Genomic DNA, 22718 nt, shown 5'->3' with positions numbered 1-22718 from the left:
CTCCAGGCTTTTTACCAGCAGTCCTAACCGAATCCTCTAGAGCGGTTATTATATAAAAGTAATTTTTACCTGAAGGTAGTTGAATTGATAGACTACCGTTTGATTTGTTTGTAATGACAAAACCTTCAGCTTGACTGAGATGCTTTGTCATATCAGCGGTAATTGTGCCTGAACTATCCCTTGTTATAAGACCTACTGTCATGTTGCATCTACGCTCAGATCGATGGCTTTGACGCCATTCGGATGGAACACATACAGCCCCTTGTTGTTGATCATGAGTCTCGCGCCCCCTGGGGTATTGCCCATCATCTGGAAGGTTCCATCGGGTCGAAATGCCCAGCCAGAAACGTCGGGTTCGTAGTTGTTCGACTGCAAGTTGCTACCGATCTTGAGCATGTCGATTGAGCCGTTCTTGATGAATGCAGTGTCGATATAGGCGGCATTGTTTTGAACAACAAACGGGTAATAGATCTCTGCGGCGTTCGGGTCGACAATTGCGAACCGACTGGCCGCGATCAACACCTGACTGGTGATGATTCCTTCGTTGTTCTCTACACCTACACCGATTCCAGCGAGGTATGGCTTGTTGTCGACCGTGAGCTGGGTCTTGATCGAGTACATTGCCGCAAGCTCGCTCTTCAGCGCCTCGACCTCAACCTGTGCGCCACCGCCTGAGTCGATCTTCTCAAGCAGGTGCTGACTCAACTGCGTCTCTGTAATCTGATCGTTCAGGTACTCGAGGATCACGCCGGCATCGGCGGAGGACTGCCCCATCACCGGCCCGTAGAACGCCCCCACGTTGCCGATGCGGTCCACCAGCCGAGCCCAGAAGAAGAACCGCACACCAGCGGCCAAGCCCATGATCGTCAGGTCGGTCTGCGGATAGGCGTAGTCCCCGAACTTGGTTGCCGTCGCTACCTGGTTAGTCTGGCTGTACCAGATCTCGGTCCGCTGCAGGTCCGCGGTGGTGACTCCTGCCGGAATGCCCCAGGCCAACTTGATGCCGAACACGATCGAGGCGGCGGTGAAGGACGACGGCACCGGCGGCGGTGTGGTCTTGCCGTTCAGCACGGTCTCGACCGAGGTCGCGAACACAGAGCCGATGTCCAGGGAGTTGATGGCCCGCACCTTGGCCACATATCGGCCCGCGTAGATCCCGCTCACATCGATGGACGTGGCGCCCGTGCGGCCTGCAAAGATCCAGTCACCGTCGTTCTTGCGCCAGTAGACCTCGTAGGCGATCGCCGCTTCTGGCTTCTCCCACTCAATCGTCATGACGCTGACCGCGCTGCCCTGGTCGACGAAGTGGTCATTGCTCAGCGTCACGTTCGCCGGAGGGCGCTGGACGCTCGGCGGGATCACCGTCACCGGTGGCCGCTCGATGCGCGTGCCATTGTCGATTGCGCCGTACTTGCTCGCGTTGTGGCGTACCGCGCTGATCGTGAACTTGATCTCTGAGTCGGAGAAGTCCTCGGCCACGGACATGACGCGGAACAGCTGCGTGGCGAGGGTCGGCGAGTCGATAGCCCACATCGAATGCTGTGGTGGACGCTCCTCCAACTTCTTCCCCAGCACAACCTGCTGGACTTCCGCCGGAAAGCCCGTGGTGTCCATGGTCATCCTGCCGCTGGACCACTTGATGCCCTTGGATGACCACTTGACCGGGTAGCCCACGGACTTGATCACCCGAGACACCGCCTTACCGGTGGGCATGATCACTGTGATGGTGTCGCCGGGGTATGCCTTCACATCGGCATCCAGTACCAGGGTATCGAGCGTCGACGAGCGCAGGCGCCCACCAATGCGCCGCCCTGCCCTATCGTTGTCAGCGATGCGGATAATCTGCCCGGGGCGCGCCAGAGTGCCATCCAGGCCCACGGAGAACCCCACGCTTTCGGTTTCCAGGCGGTTGGTCAGCAGCGCCCACTTGCCGATGCGCTGCGCCTGGGCCTGGGAAGTGCAGCCGGTGGCGGTGATCTCAGTTTGTTGGATGCCGTAGCGGGTGATCCCGGCCTGGTCGTCGACATACTCGACCTTCTGCCGGTAGAAGTCGGCCGGGTCGTTCCAGCTCACCAGGGCAACGGTGTAACGGGTCTTCTTGGCCGAGCCGAAGTAACCGAACTTGCCGTCGATCACGTTGGCGTTCGAGTAGGTGTAAACCGGGTCCTCGGGTATGTCGGCAATAGCCATGACCGAGCCGGCGGCCCAGTAGGACATTCCGCGAAAGGTCGTGGCCAGGTCCTGCAGCACGTCGAGAGCGTTGGCCCGAGTCTGCAAGAACAGGTTGCAGGTGAACCGCGGCTCTTGGCCGCCCTTCCCGTCCGGCACCAACTGATCGCAGTACTGGCCGATGCGGTACAGCTCCCACCGGTCCACCTGGCCTTCGTTCAGCAGGTGGCCCAGGCCATAGCGGAAGTGCAGCAGCAGGTCGTAGAAAATCCAGGCAGGGTTGTCGGTCCAGGCCGTCTTAAACGAGCCATCCCAGACGCCGGAGTACAGCCGGCTTTCTGGGTCGTAGTTGCTCGGCACCCGAATGATCCGGCCGCGCAGGTCGAATGACCTGGTGGGGATCGACTGGAACTGGGAGGCATCGAATTGCAGGCCCACAACAGCGGAACCCGGATAGCGCAGCTTCGCATCTATCACTTCGGTGATGGCGTCGATGTTCGTCTTGTCCGCAATGGCGCCAGAGGTGCTATTCGGGGTCAGGCGGGTGACGCGGATCTGCCAATTGCTGCTGGCCGGCGGCAGGTCCACCCGGTGCGAACGCTCGTACTTCGTCGAGGTCTTGCCGCTGAACGCCGAGGCCAACACCTGCACATAGGGCCCGCCGTCGGTGGAAACCTCGATCTTGTACTGCACGGTGTAGCCGTTTGTGTCGCCATTGCTAGTATTCGTCTGGGCCAGGCGCGGCGTCGACAGGCGCACGCGCACCGCTGACAGCTGCAGGTTCTGCACAGCGCGGACCCAGGGCTGGCCATACTTCAGCTCAACCCCTACCGCGATCTCGCTTTCAACGGCTGGAAAGCCTGAGATATGCAACTGATCCTGGCTGCCAGTGCGGACGTCCAGGGTGACACCGCTGAAATTCCGGGTGCCGTCGGCGTTGGTCAAGGGGGTCTCGTCAAGGTAGACAGAGCGCTCGCCCGCGACCAGGCCCTGGATCTCGCCCTCGCTCACCAGGTCGAGGATGCGTGCATAAGCAGTGCTCTGGAGACTGTCCGGAGCCTCAACAGACGGCCGCGGCTTCGACTCGCCGCCTTTGCTGCCGGTAATGTGCTGGTTCATGGCTTTCCTTCAGGCAAAAAAATACCCGCACTCGGCGGGCCTGTTGGCGGGTTAGGCTTACATCTGGTCTTCGGAGTAGATCCCGGCACTGATCACGGCACTGCCGACGATCATCCGGCCGTAGAGCAGCGGGACAGGGTTGCCCTGGACGCTGGTGTTTACGGCTCCGTTGAAGCTGTAGCTGGGGCGGTTGTTGGGGGTGTCCTGGGTGCCTAGTCCCTTTGCTTGCGGGCTGAGCATCTGGATCACGCCGCCGGCGGTCATGCCAACACCTGCGCCGAGAAATGCTGCTTGAGCGCCAGGCGCAACAAAAAAAGAAGCGATGATCAGTACAGCTCCAACGATGGTCTGCAATAGCCCGGCACGCTTCGAGCCTGCAATTACTGGGACTATTCGAATTACGCCTCGCCCCGTTGGTTTTCCGAGATCATCTTCGGAAAGGTTCTGCTTGTCGTTAAAGATCGCGAAGCGCAACCCTTTACTGGCGCTCTCCAGCATGTGCTGCTCGAAACCAGGGAACTGTTTGAAATAACCACGAATATCATTGAAACCTGCGCCAGTGACCATGCGGTGACGCCTCCCAAACTTTCGAGCCAAGGATCCAGATAGCAACACGGTTTGCATCTTTTCAGCAGACATATTTCCTCCAGGCAACAAAAAGCCGCCCGAGGGCGGCTCATTAGAAATTTAGTTAGTACTCAATGTATGGACCTATATACATACCTGCCATATCTGAACTGACACGGAAAATTGTTTCTCGATCAGCCACAGCTTCAGCCGCCATGGTTCTAATCGCCTGCCCCATGCAAAGCCCCGTTCCAGCCAGGCCTACACCAAGATTCAAAGATCCCGGTTTAACGTAGAAGGTGGCCTTCTGGCTGGACCCAAGTTTCGCAGCCTTTTTCCCATCGACATAGATAACGAAATCACAAGCTGATGCGTTTATGCCACCATCTCGAAGAACAGTTATCGCTCCGTAAGCACCGGCAGGTCGGGCCTGAAATGCATACACCTGATCCTTCGGCGCTTGCTTGGCTTGCTGAACAGTGATGGCATTCGAGGAGCACCCCGCCAACAGCGCCACCGCAACCGCTCCTACCAGAATTCGCATGTCGGTCCCTCTATATGATTTGAGGGCAATCTAGCATTGCAAAGCACAAGCACCAAAACCCCGCATGGGCGGGGTTCATGAGAGTGGGAGGGTTAGACGTCCTGCAAGATCTCTCGGAAGCGTTCTACGGCAGCCTGGTTGTAGTGAAATGTCTCAACCTGCTTGCTGCTGTACCGCGACTTATCGAGTCGATATTCACCGTACTGCTCAATCTTCATGCCGTGCTGATTCGCAAGCTTGCCGATACGATTGCCAGTCACACCGAACAGCTCACCCACCTGTCCAGCTAGGAGCAAGTTCTCCTCTACTTTTGGCAAAGGTATCAAGCGCTGCCCGTAGGCCAGTTCCGAGATGTGACTGAGCAAAGCCTGCTTGCTGGTATCGCCCAAGTTCGGCAGGTGCTCCAGCGCAAGTTTGGCGAATTCAACAGCAGAGTCGTTGGCCGCTGGTAGCTGCGCTCGAGGGTTTATAGCGTGGCCGTCATTCCAGTATTGCCAGAGTGCATCGTCGCACTCATTTTGATACTCGATGATCTTGCTCTTGACCTGAGGACTCTTTACCCGGGCCACCTGCACAGTGGATAGCCAACCGGCCAGTTTCCTTAAAGGAAGACATACCGCATCCTGACTACCGCCAGCCGAAGGGATCTCCGTAACGGAGACACCCCAGCGCCCAGGGTTGGCGGTCAGCTTCTTGTGCTGCCCTCCCCAATCAAGGCCGATGCCCTCCACAACTGGGCGCATTGGCACAAATGGCTGACCATCCAAATCGACCAGCATCAGGTTCACACCATGGAACGGAACAGTCATCAGCGCGCTCATGCTGCATCTCCCATCTTGATCGCGTAACGGTGAGGTTCATCAATCACGCAGGTGAGTCCATGGGCGAAGCTAGCGATCTCCCGCATCTTGTTCCGATAGGTGCGCAGCTCCCACCAAGCGCCCTCAAACTCATAGCCCGCCTTGCGTAGCTCAATGAGAATGGCCTCGCAAGGAGTGCTGCCCTCGTGGAATTCGCGCAAATCGTTAAGGGACACATTGAGCCACGCATGGCCGTCGCCGCGCGGCTTAACCATTTCAGGTCTACGTTGAGCGAGAGCTTCAACTGGGTAGTGGATGTTCAGCGGCTGCTCAACCTTGGCTTCTTCCTTGCCCAGGTATTCACCTTCAATTGCGTAAGCCGCGACGAAGCTACAGGCCGCATCCAACTGATCGCCCGGGATTAACTCCATGCGAGGGACGTCGAAACGCGCATGCAGGGCCGACGCCAGTTTGGCAGTCGCGATACGTTGATGCTCGGTATCCAATTTGGCGACTCGGCAGCGCATGATATTTCCGAGCTTTCGAGCGCCTTGCGGGCCAAGTAACTCATCCAGCATGGGCTGCATCTTGCCTTGGGCATCCTCATAGCGGCCATGCTTGCGAATAGCAGGCAGAACCTCGGCGGTCACCCATTTCTTGAAGCGCTTGGCTTCGGCCTTGCGGCTGCGCAGGATTGCCGAGTAAAGGCCAGACTCATTGATGATCAGCATTTCTTGGTCACCGCCAAGGGTCTGCACAATTGACAGACCCTTTTCGTCATCGTCCAGGTGGCGAGTCATCGCGGACGCTTCGCTGTACTGAAGTGCAGCGGAAACATCGTTGGCCACGAACCATGGCTGATCAACAATCAGCAGCGTGCGTACCTGCTGCGTGCCGAAATTGAACGGAATTACGTTTGTGCTATTATCGCCCATGACGATTTCTTCTCCGAAGTTGATCTCGTTTCTCGAAGCCCTGACGACTCTCACCTCGTCGGGGCTTCTTCGTTTCAGACCATGGCCTGCTTGCTTTGCATTTCCCGCCACTTGAAGCCCTCCTCTATCAAAAGCTCAAGCTCCATGTTTAGGCTGCGCCGATGGATCACGGCCGCGTCTCTTGCCTTTGCCTTCAGTTGCTCAGCAATCCTCAAGCTGTACGGCGCTACCTTATGCGCGTCTTTCATGCGCCTCTCCTTGCTGTTTGTGGACTCATATTAACTCATGCCACTTAAGAGTCAAGTGGACTCATTGAGTCTTTTTGATTCATTTCGCATACTGCCCGCAATACAAAATTTGGGACCGTCATGAGTGATCGACACGCAATATCTCCCTATCCGGTACGCATGCCTAATGAGCTTCGTCAACGTCTCGATGACAGTGCCAGACAAGGTTCTCGCTCGCTGCACGCGGAAATTATTTCCCGGCTTGAGGAAAGCTTCACGCCTCCGCATTTAAAGCAGATGGGAATGGGTGAACTCACGGACGCGCTCATTGAAATGGGTCAAGAAAAGGGAATTTCTGTTGAGGTGATTTTCAACTACGGCGCGGATGACAAAGATCAATCTGAAACGGTTCCCATGCCTTTCACGACAAGCATCAATAAACAAGCATTGATCCAAAACACCGATGAGGCTCATCGAAGCGCGATTGAAGGTCAAGATCATGAGGAGATGAGCGCGGCCATCAATCGAGCATACGAAGCGCTTCGAGCCTTGGACGTTATGGTGGGTAACACTGCAACGCCGAAAGGCCCACAGCCCCGTAAGCGCTACCCAAAGAAGTGACAGGAAGAGTTTTCCCCTCTACTAACAAGCAAGGATTGCCCATGCTTTACCACTCAAATGAATACAGTGAACGTTACAATGAATTTTGCCGGGTGTTTTGGTTCGCTCACCGCCGAAGCAAACACCTTCAGGTTTGGTCGTTCGATTCGATTGACGATCTCAAGCCTTATCTCGAAAAAATTGTTGACCTTGATGTAAAAACCCTTTTAGAAAAACGCACCACCATGTTCGATGGCGTCCAGCTTTACGTCGATAGCGGTGCAGCCAAGATCAAAAGTGGCTTCAAGGAAGGCAACATCTTTCTTCCGCTGACGAGCACTCACGAAGCATTCCCCAAGATCGTCAAAAACCCTGGCTCAGATACCTTCTATATACCTCACTCAAAAGAAGAGCTTGCGCTTTACCTAGAGCGCTTTCCTGATTCAGTCCCTCTTTAGGTGTTGTGCAAGATGCAAAAAGCCCAGCACGGGGCTGGGCTTCATTTATCGACTTGTAGCTAACTGGTCACCAGAGACATCCTGATAGGCATCTTGATCTGTGATCCTTGTAACCTTTTCAACCTCAGCCTTCACCAGTCTTCCGGCTCTAGTCTTTGTGATCAGGTGAAGCATCACAACCTTCCCACCCCACTCAGCCTCTTGAATCACATCCAGGATCTGGTCAGTCACAAATGAGCCATCCCTGGGAAGCGTTGCGGTGATCTCGCTTTTTCTAAGAACGTCATAAAGGGAAAGTTTGTATTCAGTTTTTGACCTGTGATCAACACCGCGAATCATGAACACGCCTGCAGAACGATCCTCAACAGAGACATTCCGAGGCGTATTGCTTAGCTCATCTACCGCAGCGCCTGGCACCAGCACACCCTGGACATTAATCGAATCGGAGTCCTTGGTAGCAAAAATGATTTTATTATAGGTACCCGCCATGTGCTCAGATATCGTTTGGATCTGCGGTGTATGCTCTGCCACCATATTCATTAACGCAACATAGCGATCTGAAGAGCTTACAGACGCAGCTTTAACGAGCGCGAGCGTCGTCATTCGCTCGGCTCGCTCTGCGTCCGACTCAAGCTTGGCCAGCTCGGCCTTCCGCGCCTCAGTCTGGTGGTCCAGATGATAGCTGAAGCCCAAGGTGCCGAAGCCCATAGCCCCCAACGCAAGAAAAGTAATAAGTTTGTGCCTAGAATCCATGGCCTTGAAACCCTCGCATAGTCCAGCAGCTATCGCTGTTGCTTGCTCCTCAAGCTTAGCTACGAAGCCAGAACTTCCTTCCCCTACCTTAACGAGGATCTTCAGATCATCACGATCTGCGTTTGTAAGCCGCCTACTCGAATCCGAGTAACGCACCAATGCAAACGATTTGTTGATTGTCTTTTGGAGATCAAGGAACGACTCCATCAGCTCGGGAGTTATGGTTGAATGATAGCGCTCGCCCTTGACATGCATCTCAAATCTAGGCCAGTTATCGAACTTGACCTCCGGCACAACTGCATCTGGATCCAGCAAAAGGGTCTCCAGTAGAAGCAGTGCCGACTCATCATTCCCGATTACTAATGTTCCCATCCCTAGTCTCCCCTCCATAATGGGCCGGGAAAGTACCATAGTGCCAGCATAAATACCTAGCCATCGGGCTCACGATTTGTGTCGTCACGCCCCCCCCTGATCAGGCATCCCGCGTGGATAGAATGCCATCAGCATTTAACGCTGCCACATATTGCTATCTTGCGGTCCTGTCGCGTTATGTTTGTTGTTTTGCATCTTTGTGCCTCCAGTAGCTGACCGTGACTTCGCGCCAATAGCCGCCATAGGTATCCCGCTTGCTGTCTCGGTTGTATAGGTGGTGCAGGATAGACCCGGGCGCCGGAAAGTGCTGAGGCTCGGTCTTCAGCACACCGTCGGCCAGGTATACCCCGGCATGGTTCGGCACCTTCGAGCGAATCTGCATCAGCACTATATCGCCATGCCGCGGCGCACTGACCTGCGTGAAGCCAGCCGCCGGCAAGTTCTCCAGGTACAGGTTACCGCCCTTCTCCCACCAGCCATCCTCCCGTTCGTACTGACCCAGGTCGACGCCCATTTCGCGACAGTAGAAGTCGAGGATGATGCTCAGGCAGTCGTGCACGCCGTGGGCGAACTTGCGGCCGATCAGAGGGGCCTGATAGCCATCCGGCGTGAAGCTCACAAGCTCACCTGCGCGTACCTGTTCGTCATCGCCCTTGCGGACCTCAAGGATGTGCCAGGGAAGTCCGGAGGCCTCGCAGGAGACGCGATCTGCTTCACTGGGTGCTGCGGGATAGTCTGGGTGGCTGTGCACGACCGCCAGCACCTGGCCGCGGTCCTCGGCTGCGGCGAAGTCCTCGGGCGCCAGGCGGAAGTGCTCGCTGGGCGTCGAGGCCGTGTTGCGGCAAGGCACGTAGACCTCTTTCCTGCCTTCGCGAATCACTAGGCCGCAGCACTCACGCGGGTACTCAGCCAGCGCATGCCGCTCGATGGCGGCGCGGGTGGACTTGTTCATGATCAGCTCCGAAGCAGGCCGGCGGCCGGGAATGAGCCGTAAGGCAGAGGGTTGTTTTCGCCGAAACGCAGTTTGCAACTGCTCAGCCGTCCGCCGCATTTGTCCTTTGCGGCGTCGGTGACAATGATGTCGTTCTCATCCGCCACGGGCCCGCCGTTGTACCCGCAGCAGGGCCCTCGGTAACCGCCGCAACTGAGCCACCAGCAGACGTTTGCCACGATCTGCCGGCGCGGTAGCTGGACGCCCGCGAAGTCCAAGGCCGAGGCCAGCTCGAACTGCACCGTTTCGTTGTTTTCGGCTGCCTTGCGCTCGACATACCAGATGTCCGGCGGCAGCTCTTCGTCGGGGTCCGCCTCGGGCTGGCCGTCCAGGTACTTGCCCAGCGTCCGGTGCCTGATCAACTTGGCCCCGACCAGGTCTTCGAAGTACAGCACCAGGGCCGTGATGAACCCGCCGACGTTGCCGACGGACAGGGTCGGCATCGGCTGCGCGCCCTGCCCGGTCATCTCGAAGCCCTCGGCCTGGATCGGCCAGGGCGAATACTCCTCGCCCTGCCAGTAGATCGAAGATTGTTTTGGGTAGCCGTGAAAGCGGTACAGCTCGGCACCCAGCGCAGTAGCGTCGAGCTCGAAAAGCTCCACCCACGCGCCAGGCTCCAGGGTCTGGATGTCGGCCGTAATCGGCATCTTGTTTCCTCAGGCAAAAAAATCCCGCTCAATGGCGGGCTTGGCTGGGTGTTGCAGGTCTAGATCCGGCTGCGCGCCTCGGCACGCTTCTCGGCAATATCTGCCGGGATCTCCTTGCCAGTCTCAAGCTTGCGCACAACAAGCCAGTCTGTTTGCTGCAGGTACTCCCTCGCCTCCTGCGCCTTTTGGTCCTGCTCAGTGAAAGTTTTCTTGCTCCGCGAGAAGTCCATTGTTTACCTCTCGATAGTTTGTTCGGCTGGGATCTCTTTAGGAATCTCCACCGGGCCATCAGCTGTCACGAAAATAGGCTCAGGGAAGCGGACACACATAGGCGCATCAGGATCGCTGTACGGCAGCAATAGAGTTACCTCCAGATCACCATCGCCCGACATAACGGCCGGGCCAGCAAACAGTTCAGAGCCTATATCTGCGGCAGATAGCTCATACCCTTTTTTCAAAGGTGTGAAGTCGAAAACCTCACAACAAACTGTCAGCTCGAACCCCCTGACCGACACTTCAAGCCTTCCACCCATGAGGATTGGAGAAAGGTTAATCTTGATCACTACTTCCACCTCCCTATCGCTGATACCAATACTTTCGATAGTGCGCCACTGCCAGATGAAACGATTCGAACATCAGATATCCCGGTTAATGTGGCCCCTACGTTTAGAGCTACCCAACTAAACGTAACTGAATAGGATTCAGATGCGGCAATAGCTGTTGGCATATCCCCAACAAAAGCAACCGGCCATTGAAAGGAAACCCCGGTATTGATAAACAACCCTGCAGCGACCGCAGTCGTTGCCGGGCCTGAGTCCTTCCTGACAGTGCGGCAAATCATCGTCCCGTCAGGCCACTTGGTGGCTGTTCCGTTGGCATTCGTAACTACTTCAGCCGGACCATCAGGGATCCGGTACAGCCCATCGGCGCCAAGAAACTTGAGTTGGTCACCCGCTGCCGGCGCAGGGACGAGCCCTTTAATCCCGGCAGTAGATGCGGTAGCTCCGACGAATGGAGCGGTGTAAAACGTCGCCGGCTGCCCGCCAAGCTTGTCAGAGTCCGTCGCAACTTCGCTCCTGCCCAGCTTTGCGTTCAGCTGCCCCTGTAACTTTGCCAAGGCCTGCAAGACCGTGTCGCCAGCCACGATAGCGGCATTCACCAGTGCACCAAGGCCTGCGAGGGTCGTCGAGCGTACTCTGGCCGCGGTGAAGTACTGGTTTGTAGCCCCCTCAGGGACTTGGTCCGTTGAGCCAGGCGAGGACGGGATCAGCACATACGCCGCGCCGCTCCAGCGATACTGACGTGTCGGATTTGTAGGGCTATCGCCGTCGTTGATTGCGATGTAGATCTTTCCTGTTTCGCCAATTGCTGGGAAATCGGCCCGCGCTGGAAACTCCAACACATCATCGACGAAACTCGGCAGCTGTGAAGCCGGCACCACTCCATTGACCAACTGAGCAACGGAGGTACCAAGTGCCGCCGCGGGCACTGCTGCATCTGCTTTGGCCTTAGCCGCCGCAGCATCCGCTATACCTTGATCTGCCTTTGTCCGTGCTGCCGCGGCGTCCGCAACACCTTGCTCAGCCTTCGCTTGCGCTACCGCAGTTCGGGTATCGAGCTCCGCGAAGTTGGCATTGATCTTTATCCCGCCATCGCGCAACGGGTCGCCTGTTTCGTCGTTTGGCTCTTGGCCAACGTCAATTGGAACAATGCTCATGGGTGGAATGCCTGCTCGAAGGTTGCGGTCAGGGTGTAGGCATCGCCCCCCATGGCCTTGGGTTGATACTCGGAACAGCGGTAGAGCATTTGACCGCCTAGCGGGTCAGACCAAAAAAACGGCGTTGCGCCGGCATGTCGGTCGAGAAACGCCATGATCTCCTTGATGCGCGCCTTCTGGCCCGTGAACGTCAAGGGCCAGGACTGCGAGCGGTTGTTGATTCCGTCCTGGGCGCGCTGCTCGTAACCATCGCCGAACTTGGCCGACTTGGTGCGAAACGCAATGGTCGCCGCGGGATCGTTATTCGGCTTCCAGGTAAAGGTTTCAGTTGCCATATTTTCTCCAGGCATAAAAAAGCCCGCCGAAGCGGGCAACGCCAATCAACCACGCCCCCTGATGGCCATGTAGATCTGGCCTCCAGGCCGGAGGTCCTTAGCGATCTGCTCTTGGGCGCCCTGCTTGGCGGACTTGGCATAGGCCTGGGCCAAAACTTGGCCGTCCGCTTCGCTGACCCCGCCGCCCCCTTCAGGGACGTTGAAGGTCTGCTGAATCACCACCTGGTTATTGCTTGAGCTTGAAGCACCGCCCAACGCTCGAATACCCAACTGGCCGCCTGACGTCCTGGCCAGCGGCACAATCGCCTCGGGCCCGGCCTCGCCCATCACTCCAGTCTGGCCGCCAGCCATTCCGAAAGCCGTTGGCTTGCTGACCACACTGTTTGTGAAGGCGCCACCATTGGCGAACATCTGCACGCCAGCTCCCCAGGCACCGCCATTGGCCTGGTAGCTGGAGAAGTCGACCCCGGTATACCCGGCCTGCGTTGATCCGGCCGAAGCCGCCCCGCCGCCGAAGTACGATGCAGCAGCAGAGGCCGCCATGCCGAACAACGAGCTGAGCGCCGAGGAGCTGGCCTGGCGAACAGCGATCCTGGCCATATCTGCGAGAATCGATTTGGTGAAGTCAGCAAACGACAGCTTCCCGGTCATCGCGAACTGCACGATCGTGTCTTCCATCGAGCCGAAGGCGTTGGTGAACAGGCTCTTGGTCTGGCCGGCTACATCCCTCGCCGACTCCAGGTAGTTCTGCCAGGCCGAAGATGCCCCATTCGTCCAGTCGCCCTGGGCAGCCGACATATCGTCATAGTTGCTGACCACGGTGTCGTGCAGCTTCTGCTGGGTGGCTTCCAGCGCCTGCAGCTTTTGTGTGTACTCGTCGAGGCTCATGCCCCGGGAGCCATCGCTGTACTGGTTGGCCAGGTCCAGCTTCTGCTGGTTGATGCGATCGTCGATAGCGTTCTGCTGGTTGGTCAGATCGCGCTGGCGATCACCCTGGCCAAGACCGGCGGCAGCGCGCATGCCCTGCTCGCGCAGAGTGTCGACTTGCTGCTGCAAGGCGCTGGTGTAGGTCTTGACTGCCAGTTCCTGCTTCTTCAGCCGGCCCTCTTCGTTCTTGGCCAGCACGCTCAGCTCGGTGTCAGCGTCCCGCTGAGCCTTGACCATGGCGGCGCGGGCATCGGCGATTTTCTGGTCCAGCTGGATGCGCTGGGCGGCAGAGGTGCTGGCCTCACCCTTAGCGGCCTCCAGTGCTGCAATCTCCGCCTCATAGGCCGCCGTGACCTCGTCCCGCTCATTGCCGATCATGGCCTCACGCTTGAGCAGGTATTCGGCCTGGGACACCAGCCCTGCCTTCTGCGCTGCGTCCAGTTCCTTCTGGGCGTTTTTGTACTCGGACAGGATGCCGGTGAGGTTGTTTTTCGAGTTGTTGAAGGCCGTCAGGTCTACCGCGCCGGCAGCAGATTTGGGGTCCTTTTTCTGCTCGTCGATCGCCTTCCGCAACTGGTCGTAGGCTCCGCCGGAAAACTTCTTGCCGTCGAACTGAACCCCATCCAATAGTGAAACCTTTTTCCCTGTCTCTTCGCTCCTCCGGAAAAGTTTCGTGAACTGATCGTCGAGCTTTTTGTAAGCCTCCTGCCGCTTGGCGAGCGGGTTCAAATTCTCCATCTGCTTGTCCAGTTCCTTCTGGACCGCAATGAGCTCCTTATTCGCCCGTGTTTCCTCGCCTGTTGCTACCGCATTGCTTTGGCTGGCCGCTTGCCGTGCCTTCAGTGCAGCAAGCTTTGCTTCCAGCGCAGGCGTGGAGTCGTCGTTCTCCCCGTCAACCAACCCAAGGAAGGAGTTGAGGGAGCTCAGGCCATTCGATACAGCGCCTGCGACACCGCCTCCCTTACGGGTATCCAGCACCCGCTGGGTGATCTCGATTTGCTTGGCCAGGTCCGGGAAGATTTCAGATCGGATCTCGGCGTAAGCACCCTTGATGGCGACCTTCACCCGATCCCAATCACGCTCGATGTCCGACAGCGAATCGCGGTAGTTTTTTAGCCGCTCCTGCGCAGACTGATTCAGGTTTTCACTGAGTGTATCCAGCGCGCGCTGGTGGTCACCCTGCTCGTCGATGGCCTTGATGACCTGGTACTGCTCGTAGGTCAGCAGCCCATATTGATCGCTGATCTTCGAGGCCGCTTCCGTTGCGGTGTTGCCGGCATTGGCCAGCGACTTCGCGATATCACCCGCCCCCCTCCCCGTAACCTCGCCAATGGCCGCTGCGGCCTCGGCCAGGTTCTGCATCTGGACACCGCTGGTTGCCGCCCCAGATGCCAGAGCGATTACAGCCTCGCGCGCACCGGCCAGGTTGCCGGTCAGCGTACCCGCCGAATCACTCATGGACTTGAGGCTGGCTACACTTTGCCCTGCATCGTTGGAACCACCATTGATAACGCTGTTGAACTCCCGCGCCTGCTTCATGGCATCGAAGTAGGCATACCCGAGACCACCGATGACACCCGCCAGCAGCCCCGCGGGTATCAGGGCGGCCGCAAGGCTCTTCGCAGAGGCCCCGGCTCCAGCGCCAAGCTGTGCAATAGCTCGCGCACCGCTCCCCCAATCCCCAGATTGCAGGGCGTTGGTCAACTGCATGACGTTTTCTTGAGCCTGGCGGGTGCCGAGCTTCAGCTTGTCGAATGCGCCCTCTGTAGCAGTGATGCCGGCCCGATCCTTGCCGACCTTGGCCAGGGCCTCGCTGTAGCGGTCAGCGTTGATTGCACCAACGCGGAACGCCTCATGAGCCGCCTTTTCCTGCACCTCCAGCTTGGCTAGCTTCGCCGTTACCGGATCGATACTGTTGACGGTGCGCTTCAGTGCCTCGATCTGCCGGTTCTCGGCGTTGATCAGGCGCTGCTTCTGCGCCGTCTCCTTGGCTTCGGCCTTCTCGATCTTGTCGAAGGATTTACCGAGACGCTCCTGATAGGCCTCCTGCTGCTCAATGGTGACCAGGCCACCCTTGCGAGCTCGCTCAAGCAATCCCTCTGCCTGGACCAGCTTCTCCATGCTGTCGATATTGCCGGTCATCGCCCTGTCGAGCTGGCTGATGATTGCGATTTCGCTGGCGGCGCTTGTCCCGGCCTTGCGGCTCGCATCGACCTGGCGCTCCTTCGCATTGGTCGCTTTATCGATGCCCTGGGCGGCCTCCGCCTCCGCTTGGCTGATATTCTTGCCGGTGTTGGCCAGGCCCTCCCCAGCCTTGCCAAGGTCATCGACGGCCTTCTCTGCCCCTTCGGCCGCGTCGACCAGTTTATCCAGGTCATCGGCAGCCTTGACCGCCTGAGACGACTCAACCGCAATGCCAAGCGAAGCGAAGGTAGTGCTCATGTTTTCTCCAGGCAATAAAAAGCCGCACAGAGGCGGCTTGCTTTTACAACAGTGCACGGAGCTCGTGGCTCTATACTTGCTTTAGATCGCTTCGGCTCTACCTTAAGCGTTAGACTTTCGTGAGTGGCTCAGGTGGACGCCTTTTTAAGATTTGCGTTTTTGGCACGGTACAGAGAGCCTATCGCCATTAAAGGTCACCTTTGAGCCCAGCGCCACATAAGGTGCCCGACATGCCATCCACTTAACACTTTTGGCTGTGCTAATGTCCGTCGCGTAGGGCTTAAGCGTGAAAGATCCCCACTGTCGATTTGCGCATCCGTCAATGTTATCTGTACTCATGCAGCGCAAAACATATACTTCAAACCCGCAGGTATTACGGAACTGTTTGTATGCTTTAAGTGTTGGGTGCCTCTCCCAAACTACACACTCGCTAACTGCTTGGTCGTATTCAAGATTGCTGTCAGAGGAGTCAGGTGTAGAGAAGCTAGTACCGGCGGCCACCCCACCAGTAATTTGTCTCTCCTGTGCACGTGGGTCATTGACTTTATTAGCCCGTTGCGGTTGCGGCGAAAGAGTTTCTTCAGGAGCGATTCTGTTCTGACGGTAAGACTTTTGCTTAGCAGCCTGATTCAGAACGGCACCAGCAAGGATGCTTAAGGCTTCATCCCGTGTCATCTCTTCGTCCTCTTTGGGGTCGTCTGGCAGGTCAGCCTGCACCGAACTTTCCCTGGCAGTCAGCTGCTCCGGCGTGTCAATGTACTCGAAGAGCAAAACGATTCGTTTTAGGCCGTCAACGCGCTGAACCTGAGCAGTAATAGAGTCCTTTTCTGCCCGTGTTACAAACCCTAGAAGATACGCTACGCCCTGACTAGCTACCGCTCGAACAAAATGATTTCTTTGTTCTATTGCCGCTAGGTCTCGTTCAATCCTGTTATCAATTTTCTGCTGGGAAATAGAAGTACGGCCGACCGTCACATCATTCTCTACGCGCTTTACATTGGGTATATTCTTGGCAAAAGCGCCGAGCTGCTCGATCTCCGCTTTGTTCGGCAGCACGCCAGTGAGAAGCACAACACCATTAACTACCTCGTACCTCGGGTTCATTTGGGAAACGGCTGAAGGTACTTGCGTTGCGAGATATGCCCTCAGTTGCTTGGAGATCGCGTAGTCGAACTCATATGGAATCGCTGCTGCCACTCCAGTAAAAAGCGATATGACAGCAACTAAAACTCCTTTAACAAGCCAACTATTCATCGTAATCACCTTATGCGTTTTGAGTCATACGAAGTGTGATATTAACTTCATAGACAAGGGCTTCGAGCTTCTTGTAGCTAACAACGACCGTGATCAATCATGCTTGAAAGATGCGCAAGATAAAAGTAGGCGCATTCCCCTTTGTAATATCGAACCCACCTATGCACAGCTAGCTATTACTGAACCGACTTTGTTTGTACTTGAGGATCAGGCCTCCCTCGTACTCTCCCACTGTTCCGCCATCACCTGCAGGGCTTCGGCCTCCATCTCCCGGATGTCACTGAAAATGCTTTGCCTGGAGCCAGCCGGCACACCACACATTCGGATGACGCTCGGCAGGACGCCGTAGTCCAGACCGGTAGCGCCGCACGCGCCGACCCGCCACTGGGTGTACATCGCCTCAAAGACAATGAAGGCCGGCCAGTTGTCCGGCCAGACCTCGCAGTCCTGGCCGGTGAGATCACCCACCAGAAAGCCAAAGGTCTTCAGCTCTTCAGCCGAAGGCCCCTGCTCGTAGAGTGCGCGCGCGGCGCTTAGGAGTTTCCCAGGCGGGCCTGGTTGAAGGCTTCGGAATAGGCCGCCAATACCGCGCTGGGAATCGAGACAATCGAGGTGACCAGAATGCGGATGTTCTGGTCGTTGAACTCTTCTTCGAAGTCCCAGCCGGCCACCACCGCCTTAACTTGATCCACCTGCAGGTCGATCTGGGCCGCGGTGAAGGCTTTCAGGTCCATCTCGTCAGCCTTCAACCCCAGAGCCTTGTGGCGCTCGCCCCACTCAGCGTAAAGCTCGGCCAGACCGGTCCGGTCCAGGTACTTGAACTCAAACCCCACCTTCACCGGCTCGCCGCCCAACTGCGGGATCAGCACGTCGGCCTTGAAGATTGGATTCTGGATCAGCGAGAACTTGGCCATGGGTTACACCGAGGTCAAATAGCGGGTTGGCTCGGATTGCAGCGCCAGGTTGACGGTGCGGGTCAGCAGGTTGTTACGGGACACCGCCGGCTGCTTGGAGAACGAGGTGTAGGCCCCGTACAGCAGCGTGTCATTGCCGGGGAGGTTGAGGCGCGCGGCCTGTACCTTCTTGCCGGCGTCAGCCGCCATCAGCACCGCGTTGAAGGGTTGGGCCGGATCATCTGCGATGGTCAGCACCATGCTCGCCGCGGACTTGTCGGTAGGGATCTGCTTGCCCTGGTCATCTTCCAAGAAGGTGACGTCGAGATAGTTCTGCTCGCCGCCGGAGAAAGCCAGATCGGTGACCTGCGGAATCAGTACCCAGGTGAGGATCTTTTTCATGGTGCCTGCACCGTTGCCAGCCGGGAACAGCTGCGTATCGGTGGTATCGATCCCTTCCAGGGTGATCGCCGTGGCAGTCGCGGCTTTAATGCGCACCACCTTGTCGTCCAGCTTGCTCCAGCCGGAGGTCAGCAGCACGATGTCGCCGGCGTCCAGGTCGGCACCCACAACGGTGGCGACCGCCTCGGAGGCGTTGGAAATTGCGGTGAAGGACAGAGCGGCGGCGTAAGTCGCGGCGTGCTGGAAGGTGCCGCCATTAGGAATTTTGTAGCCCATTGGGTGTTTCCTCTCTTCAGAAATGACAAAACCCGCGCAATGGCGGGTTTGTAGGGTTGCCCGAAGGGCGATTTATGGAGCAGAAGCGCTACTCAGGAAATCGGCAGCCTTCGTACTCTTCAAGTGGCAGTCCAGACTTGGATCCAACGACAACGCCGGCCAGTCCACAGTGAGGGCAACAAGCATGCTTGTCTTCGTACCATCTCGCTATTTGAGCTGGAACAGACCACTGGCCGCAGGCGCTGCAGATGCATCTTTCACTTGCACTGATTTCCTCTCGATTGTTCCAGCCGTGGTTATCGGCTGACTCATCCAGCCACTGTAAGCGTGCCTTTGTTGCTGCATCCATGGCGTAACCCTGATCACCCAATCTGAATGCACGCGATTTTAGCGCGATGACGATCAGTTGGTATCGGCGCGGTACTGGAAGGACACGGGCACGGTGTAGGTCGTGTCTCCCTGAATGCCAGGGGCTTGGTCTGGTGGCGTCATGGTGATCACCGTCAAGCCGGCCTTCTCGTTCCGTTCATACAGCGGAAACAGCGCGCTGACCTCGTCAGCCAAGCCGCCGGCCGGACCGCGGTACTTACCCGATGGTACTACTACGCTGGCCTGGAAGACGCCGGTGTACAGCCGGTGATCGCCGCCCAGGGTGTTGCTCGCAGTATCCGCCGGCAGCGTGTAGGTCCTGATGTGGGTCTCTCCGTCCTTCGGCGTGTAGGCCTCGTTCTCGACGACCACTTTCAGCGGCGGAACCCTGGCTTTCGCCCAGCCGATAACCCTGGCCTGGTAGATCGTGGCAATGACGTTATGACTCATACCTGGTTGTTCCTGATGGCTTCGTCGACGATCTGCTGGAACCTGGCGAGCGTGATTCGAACCATGCCGCCGGGGGCCTGCTTGGAGTGCCCGTATTCAAGTGGCACCGCATAAGGCAGGTTGTTCACGATGTAGGCTGTCTGGCCTGCTGTCAGCTGTCCGACCTGTAGCCGCAGCTTGGCCAGAGTCACACCGCCAGAAGGATCGACCTGATCCAGCGTGCCGTCGGCGGGTGTATCGATCGAGAACTGCCAGTTCCCCCGGAAGCGGCCGCCTACATAGTCCTTGCCGGCGACCAGGCCGTTCACGTTGAAGTTCTGGTCGCGCTCAGTCTTGGTCAGGGGCTTGGCGTACTTCACGCCGCGGCGCAGCTTGCCGGCCTTGGTGAAGTTGCTTTCGTCCAGGTTGATCAGTGTGTTGCGCACCGAGACTTTGAAGTCGTAGTCGTCGGCTGCCCGCGTGTTGGCCGCACGGTGCGCCACGTTGGCGGCCCAAATCTCCGGATTGCCCACCGGTGACATGCGAATCACGCTGCTGCCGATCTCGATCACGATCTCGCGAAAGGTGGCATCGATGCCGGCCTTGGCCTGCTCAGCGAACCGGCGGATGTTCTCGGCGAAGCTGCCGTTCCTGCCCGCGTACCGGTTCATGACCGCACCTGCAGCTCGTACAGAATCGGCGTACCGGCGGGGTTGATCTCTTTCAGCGGTGGGATGATGGACCAGGTCCGGCCCTGAATGACCACCTTGTTCAGCAGATCCGGCGCCCACGCCAGCCCCTGAGCGGCGACCTTGAGCTTCTTGTCGCCCAGCTTGATGAGGCTGTTGTTCTGGAACTCCAGGCCTGTGAAGTCGAGAAGGATCCCCTGGGCCGTCTGCTCGATGATGGTGTCAGGACCGGCCGAGTCAGTATCAGGATCGTACTCGCCGGGCTTAATGTCGCGGATGGTTACGGGCTGGCCGAACTCTGTGATCATCTCCAGAGCCATCACGGCCATTTCGTCGTAGAAGGCCATGGAGGCTCCAGATGTGAAAAGCCCAGCGCGATGGCTGGGCTACATTTACTTTGTCTTGCTGGAAAGGTAATCACCTGCAGCTTTGGTTCGCTTCTGGCGCTCACGCAGCAGGCCATCAGCGAGATCAGCTGCAACCTGAACGGCCTGTTCAGACGACTTGCTCCCTACAATCGTTGCGCCTAGCGCAGCTGCGGCATATTGATCCCACGCGGCTGCCTCATTAGCAAACACCCTTCTCTCGTCCGACATTTGTGCATCTCCATTAGTGAAGGCATAAAGCTATCACTATGCTCGAACTGCAAACAACCCGCGTTTGAGCAGATAATCGGCAAACTGCGTGGCGCTCGGCCGATCCGGCGCCGCCGGCAAAAGTCGGCCGCTGGTGTTCGGGATGGTGGCGTACTCGCGGGTTACCGCACCTTCGACACGCTCCAGGGTTACCGCACCTTTGCGCTTCTCGATCGGGTCGATGTCGTCCTGGTGAATCTCGGCGACCAGGGCCATCTGGCCGTACTGAATCCGCGCCGGCAGGTAGTTGTTAGGCTTGATCTCCTGATCCAGCAGCACTTCCCGGCGCGGCCAGGCCAGAGCCTGCTCGCTGCTGGTCTTGCGGCCCTTCCAGGTCATGCCATCCATTGCCAGAGCCGCGCGGCGAAGCAAGGCTTCCTGGGCAGGCACCTCAGCGGGAATGGTCACGCCGAACTTGACGGCGTACAAGGCCAGGTCCTCGGCGGATGCGTAGCTTTCGGCGTCAGGCTTCCCGGTGCCGTCCTCAATGATGAGTGTCATGCGTCAACTCGCTGGAATGGGTGGAGGATTGGCCGCCGGATCACCGGCAGCCAGCAGTATCAGGCCTTGGGCAGCTCAGCGATGAGCTTTTCAAGCGATTCCTTCGAGGCGTTGGCCCGGTACTGCACGTTTGCTGCGTCAAGCTTGGCCTTGAGCGCCGCGATTTCGCCAGCGTCGTCAGTTTGCGGCGCAGGTGCGGCCTTCTTCAGAGCTTCGACCTCGCCGCGCAGTGCGTCGACAGTCAGGAGCAAGCCATCACGCTCAGCTGTCAGCTCGCCGACTGAGGCATGGATGATGCCCAGCACCTCAAACAGGCGGGTCGCCAGCTCGCCAGACCCGGGTTGCTGGATTTCGCCAGCATCCAGACCATCAAGCAGGAGAATGACCGCGCCATTTTCAGCTCGCAGCTTTGCAACTTCGTCTGCCAGCTCACCAGATGCAGGCACCTTGGCGCCTGGGACAGGTACGGCTGAAGCCTCTACGACCGAAACATCAACACCTGCTGCCTCATAGGCAGCGACAATGTCCGGATAGTCGCCAACGACCGCCACCGCCGTCGCATCGCGCTCGATACCCCGAAACAGGCTTGCAGTCCGGTACCGCTTGTCCGGATCGAAGCCTTCAAGCTGGTTCGTGTAAATCAGTTCCATGGAAATCTCCGTAGCGGCCATTGCTGACCGCTTCCAGGGGCAGGTATCAACCACCAGCCGGTGGCGTCGGGGTCAGCGTGATCATTACGCCGGCGGTGACTTTGTTGCTGTCTGCGTGCTTGGCCCAGTTGGCGGCCGAGCCTACGGCGGCCAGGGTCGGGTTGGCACCACCAGCAGATTCCTTCCAGCTGTAGCCCAGAACATCGATGTTAACGGTGCCCTCGGCGCGGTAGCCAATGCCCAGGTTCTCTTCATCGTTCACAGGGTACGAGCGGAAGCCCGGGGCCTGAGATTCGGTAATGACCACAGCATTCGGCAGCAGGCCGAAGATCACGTCCGCCGGCGCGGTGTCGGTTACCAATACCGGCTTGCCGAGGGTGCCCGGCAGGCCGCCGTAGATCACAACGCCAGCTTCTTCGTAGATCTTGTTGGTGATGGCCTCGTCGACGATGTCGAAGTAGGCGCTGGAGTGCATGACCCACAGAGCGATGCGGCCGAACTTGTCGCCGAACTTACGCATGCCGCGGGTCAGAGTCTTTTTGCCGTCAGTTTCGATGTTGGCGGTGACCACCATGCCGGCGTTGGAGCCAATCGAGGCTCGCAGCGCAGCGGTGGCGTACTGGATGAAGCCTTCCAGGGTTGCATCCGCCACGTCGGCGCCGATGATCTGGGAGAACTCGTCCACCGGACGGCCGCGACGCTTGAACGCCTCTTCGGTGGTCTGGTACGGGCCGTACTTCCACGGAGCCTTGACGCCCACCGCCTCGCCGGCACCGATCTTCTTGGCGATCACCTTGCCGGTGGAGTTGACGTCGCGGTGTTCCAGCGAGCCGCCGATCTTGTAGAAGGCGCGCTTGCGGAAGTCGCCCTCGATCAGCTCGTTGTCGAGGACTATGGCACCATTGGAGGATGCGTTGAACACGTCCAGGTTGTCCTGGACACGCTCCAGGTATGCGGTCTGCGCCTCATCGTTGTAGATGATCAGGTCGCTGTTAACAGTGGTTGGCATGGATGAAT

27 protein-coding genes are annotated in these 22718 nt (G+C 57.8%); 2 read left to right on the top strand and 25 right to left on the bottom strand.

The features are described from left to right. Positions 1-198: 198 nt before the first annotated feature. From L1O02_RS11980 to L1O02_RS11955, 6 genes are all read right to left on the bottom strand, one after another. Positions 199-3288, bottom strand: coding sequence for a host specificity protein J (locus tag L1O02_RS11980; protein WP_235759961.1), 3090 nt, complete (start codon positions 3286-3288; stop codon positions 199-201). Positions 3289-3345: 57 nt separating this feature from the next. Then, positions 3346-3927 (bottom strand): tail assembly protein, encoded by a 582-nt coding sequence (locus L1O02_RS11975; RefSeq protein ID WP_235759960.1) that lies wholly within the window; start codon positions 3925-3927, stop codon positions 3346-3348. A 52-nt stretch (positions 3928-3979) separates the two neighbouring features. After that, complete coding sequence (locus L1O02_RS11970) at positions 3980-4399, bottom strand: hypothetical protein (protein WP_235759959.1); 420 nt, start codon at positions 4397-4399, stop codon at positions 3980-3982. 92 nt (positions 4400-4491) lie between these two features. Next, entirely contained in the window at positions 4492-5220 is a 729-nt protein-coding gene (locus L1O02_RS11965; RefSeq protein ID WP_235759958.1) for a phage antirepressor N-terminal domain-containing protein, read from the bottom strand. Next, positions 5217-6134: a Bro-N domain-containing protein gene (locus L1O02_RS11960; protein ID WP_235759957.1), complete on the bottom strand. Its 918-nt coding sequence runs from the start codon at positions 6132-6134 to the stop codon at positions 5217-5219. Before L1O02_RS11960 ends, L1O02_RS11965 begins: the two co-directional genes overlap by 4 nt. Positions 6135-6208: 74 nt before the next feature. Beyond that, complete coding sequence (locus L1O02_RS11955) at positions 6209-6382, bottom strand: hypothetical protein (protein WP_235759956.1); 174 nt, start codon at positions 6380-6382, stop codon at positions 6209-6211. A gap of 120 nt (positions 6383-6502) precedes the next feature. Between L1O02_RS11955 and L1O02_RS11950 the strand changes: the two genes are divergently transcribed. Further along, entirely contained in the window at positions 6503-6982 is a 480-nt protein-coding gene (locus L1O02_RS11950; protein ID WP_235759955.1) for an Arc family DNA-binding protein, read from the top strand. A gap of 41 nt (positions 6983-7023) precedes the next feature. Beyond that, positions 7024-7419: a hypothetical protein gene (locus L1O02_RS11945; protein ID WP_235759954.1), complete on the top strand. Its 396-nt coding sequence runs from the start codon at positions 7024-7026 to the stop codon at positions 7417-7419. Positions 7420-7464: 45 nt separating this feature from the next. On the opposite strand, the gene L1O02_RS11940 is transcribed toward L1O02_RS11945, so the two are convergent. The 19 genes from L1O02_RS11940 to L1O02_RS11850 all read right to left on the bottom strand — a co-directional run bounded on the left by L1O02_RS11940 (position 7465) and on the right by L1O02_RS11850 (position 22710). Beyond that, positions 7465-8544 carry a hypothetical protein gene (locus L1O02_RS11940; RefSeq protein WP_235759953.1) on the bottom strand — a complete coding sequence of 360 codons (1080 nt, stop codon included), beginning with the start codon at positions 8542-8544 and terminating at the stop codon, positions 7465-7467. A gap of 175 nt (positions 8545-8719) precedes the next feature. Further along, entirely contained in the window at positions 8720-9496 is a 777-nt protein-coding gene (locus tag L1O02_RS11935; protein ID WP_235759952.1) for a Mov34/MPN/PAD-1 family protein, read from the bottom strand. Between the two features lie 2 nt (positions 9497-9498). Beyond that, complete coding sequence (locus L1O02_RS11930; RefSeq protein ID WP_235759951.1) at positions 9499-10182, bottom strand: phage minor tail protein L; 684 nt, start codon at positions 10180-10182, stop codon at positions 9499-9501. A gap of 59 nt (positions 10183-10241) precedes the next feature. Beyond that, the gene (locus tag L1O02_RS11925) at positions 10242-10412 is read right to left on the bottom strand and encodes a hypothetical protein (RefSeq protein ID WP_235759950.1); all 171 of its coding nucleotides are present in this window, start codon (positions 10410-10412) and stop codon (positions 10242-10244) included. 3 nt (positions 10413-10415) lie between these two features. After that, on the bottom strand, positions 10416-10745 hold the full coding sequence (locus tag L1O02_RS11920; RefSeq protein ID WP_235759949.1) for a hypothetical protein: 330 nt from the start codon (positions 10743-10745) through the stop codon (positions 10416-10418). Further along, positions 10745-11899, bottom strand: coding sequence for a hypothetical protein (locus tag L1O02_RS11915; RefSeq protein WP_235759948.1), 1155 nt, complete (start codon positions 11897-11899; stop codon positions 10745-10747). Before L1O02_RS11915 ends, L1O02_RS11920 begins: the two co-directional genes overlap by 1 nt. After that, on the bottom strand, positions 11896-12234 hold the full coding sequence (locus tag L1O02_RS11910; RefSeq protein ID WP_210713272.1) for a phage tail protein: 339 nt from the start codon (positions 12232-12234) through the stop codon (positions 11896-11898). Before L1O02_RS11910 ends, L1O02_RS11915 begins: the two co-directional genes overlap by 4 nt. 45 nt (positions 12235-12279) lie before the next feature. Beyond that, a complete protein-coding gene (locus tag L1O02_RS11905; RefSeq protein ID WP_235759947.1) occupies positions 12280-15603 on the bottom strand; it encodes a phage tail tape measure protein in 3324 nt (1107 codons plus the stop codon). 144 nt (positions 15604-15747) lie between these two features. Next, complete coding sequence (locus L1O02_RS11900; RefSeq protein WP_235759946.1) at positions 15748-16857, bottom strand: BON domain-containing protein; 1110 nt, start codon at positions 16855-16857, stop codon at positions 15748-15750. A gap of 207 nt (positions 16858-17064) precedes the next feature. After that, positions 17065-17325 carry a DUF1799 domain-containing protein gene (locus L1O02_RS11895; RefSeq protein ID WP_235759945.1) on the bottom strand — a complete coding sequence of 87 codons (261 nt, stop codon included), beginning with the start codon at positions 17323-17325 and terminating at the stop codon, positions 17065-17067. A gap of 65 nt (positions 17326-17390) precedes the next feature. After that, entirely contained in the window at positions 17391-17771 is a 381-nt protein-coding gene (locus L1O02_RS11890) for a phage tail assembly chaperone (protein WP_183001616.1), read from the bottom strand. Between the two features lie 3 nt (positions 17772-17774). After that, complete coding sequence (locus L1O02_RS11885; protein WP_235759944.1) at positions 17775-18428, bottom strand: phage tail protein; 654 nt, start codon at positions 18426-18428, stop codon at positions 17775-17777. A gap of 402 nt (positions 18429-18830) precedes the next feature. Then, positions 18831-19247, bottom strand: a complete 417-nt coding sequence (locus L1O02_RS11880) for a phage tail terminator-like protein (RefSeq protein WP_235759943.1) — start codon at positions 19245-19247, stop codon at positions 18831-18833. Continuing rightward, complete coding sequence (locus L1O02_RS11875; protein ID WP_235759942.1) at positions 19244-19897, bottom strand: hypothetical protein; 654 nt, start codon at positions 19895-19897, stop codon at positions 19244-19246. Before L1O02_RS11875 ends, L1O02_RS11880 begins: the two co-directional genes overlap by 4 nt. Then, a complete protein-coding gene (locus L1O02_RS11870; RefSeq protein WP_235759941.1) occupies positions 19894-20262 on the bottom strand; it encodes a hypothetical protein in 369 nt (122 codons plus the stop codon). The genes L1O02_RS11875 and L1O02_RS11870 overlap by 4 nt, the downstream gene beginning before the upstream one ends. Positions 20263-20307: 45 nt before the next feature. Next, positions 20308-20511, bottom strand: a complete 204-nt coding sequence (locus L1O02_RS11865; protein ID WP_235759940.1) for a hypothetical protein — start codon at positions 20509-20511, stop codon at positions 20308-20310. Between the two features lie 36 nt (positions 20512-20547). After that, positions 20548-21051: a DnaT-like ssDNA-binding protein gene (locus tag L1O02_RS11860; RefSeq protein WP_235759939.1), complete on the bottom strand. Its 504-nt coding sequence runs from the start codon at positions 21049-21051 to the stop codon at positions 20548-20550. A 59-nt stretch (positions 21052-21110) separates the two neighbouring features. Next, on the bottom strand, positions 21111-21701 hold the full coding sequence (locus L1O02_RS11855) for a hypothetical protein (protein WP_235759938.1): 591 nt from the start codon (positions 21699-21701) through the stop codon (positions 21111-21113). A 46-nt stretch (positions 21702-21747) separates the two neighbouring features. Then, positions 21748-22710, bottom strand: a complete 963-nt coding sequence (locus L1O02_RS11850; RefSeq protein WP_235759937.1) for a major capsid protein — start codon at positions 22708-22710, stop codon at positions 21748-21750. Positions 22711-22718 lie beyond the last annotated feature (8 nt).

Origin of the sequence: Pseudomonas sp. BC42 (genome assembly GCF_021560055.1) — a bacterium.
In the GTDB taxonomy this organism is placed as follows: Bacteria; Pseudomonadota; Gammaproteobacteria; order Pseudomonadales; family Pseudomonadaceae; genus Aquipseudomonas.
This window is presented reverse-complemented; position numbering and strand designations above follow the sequence as displayed.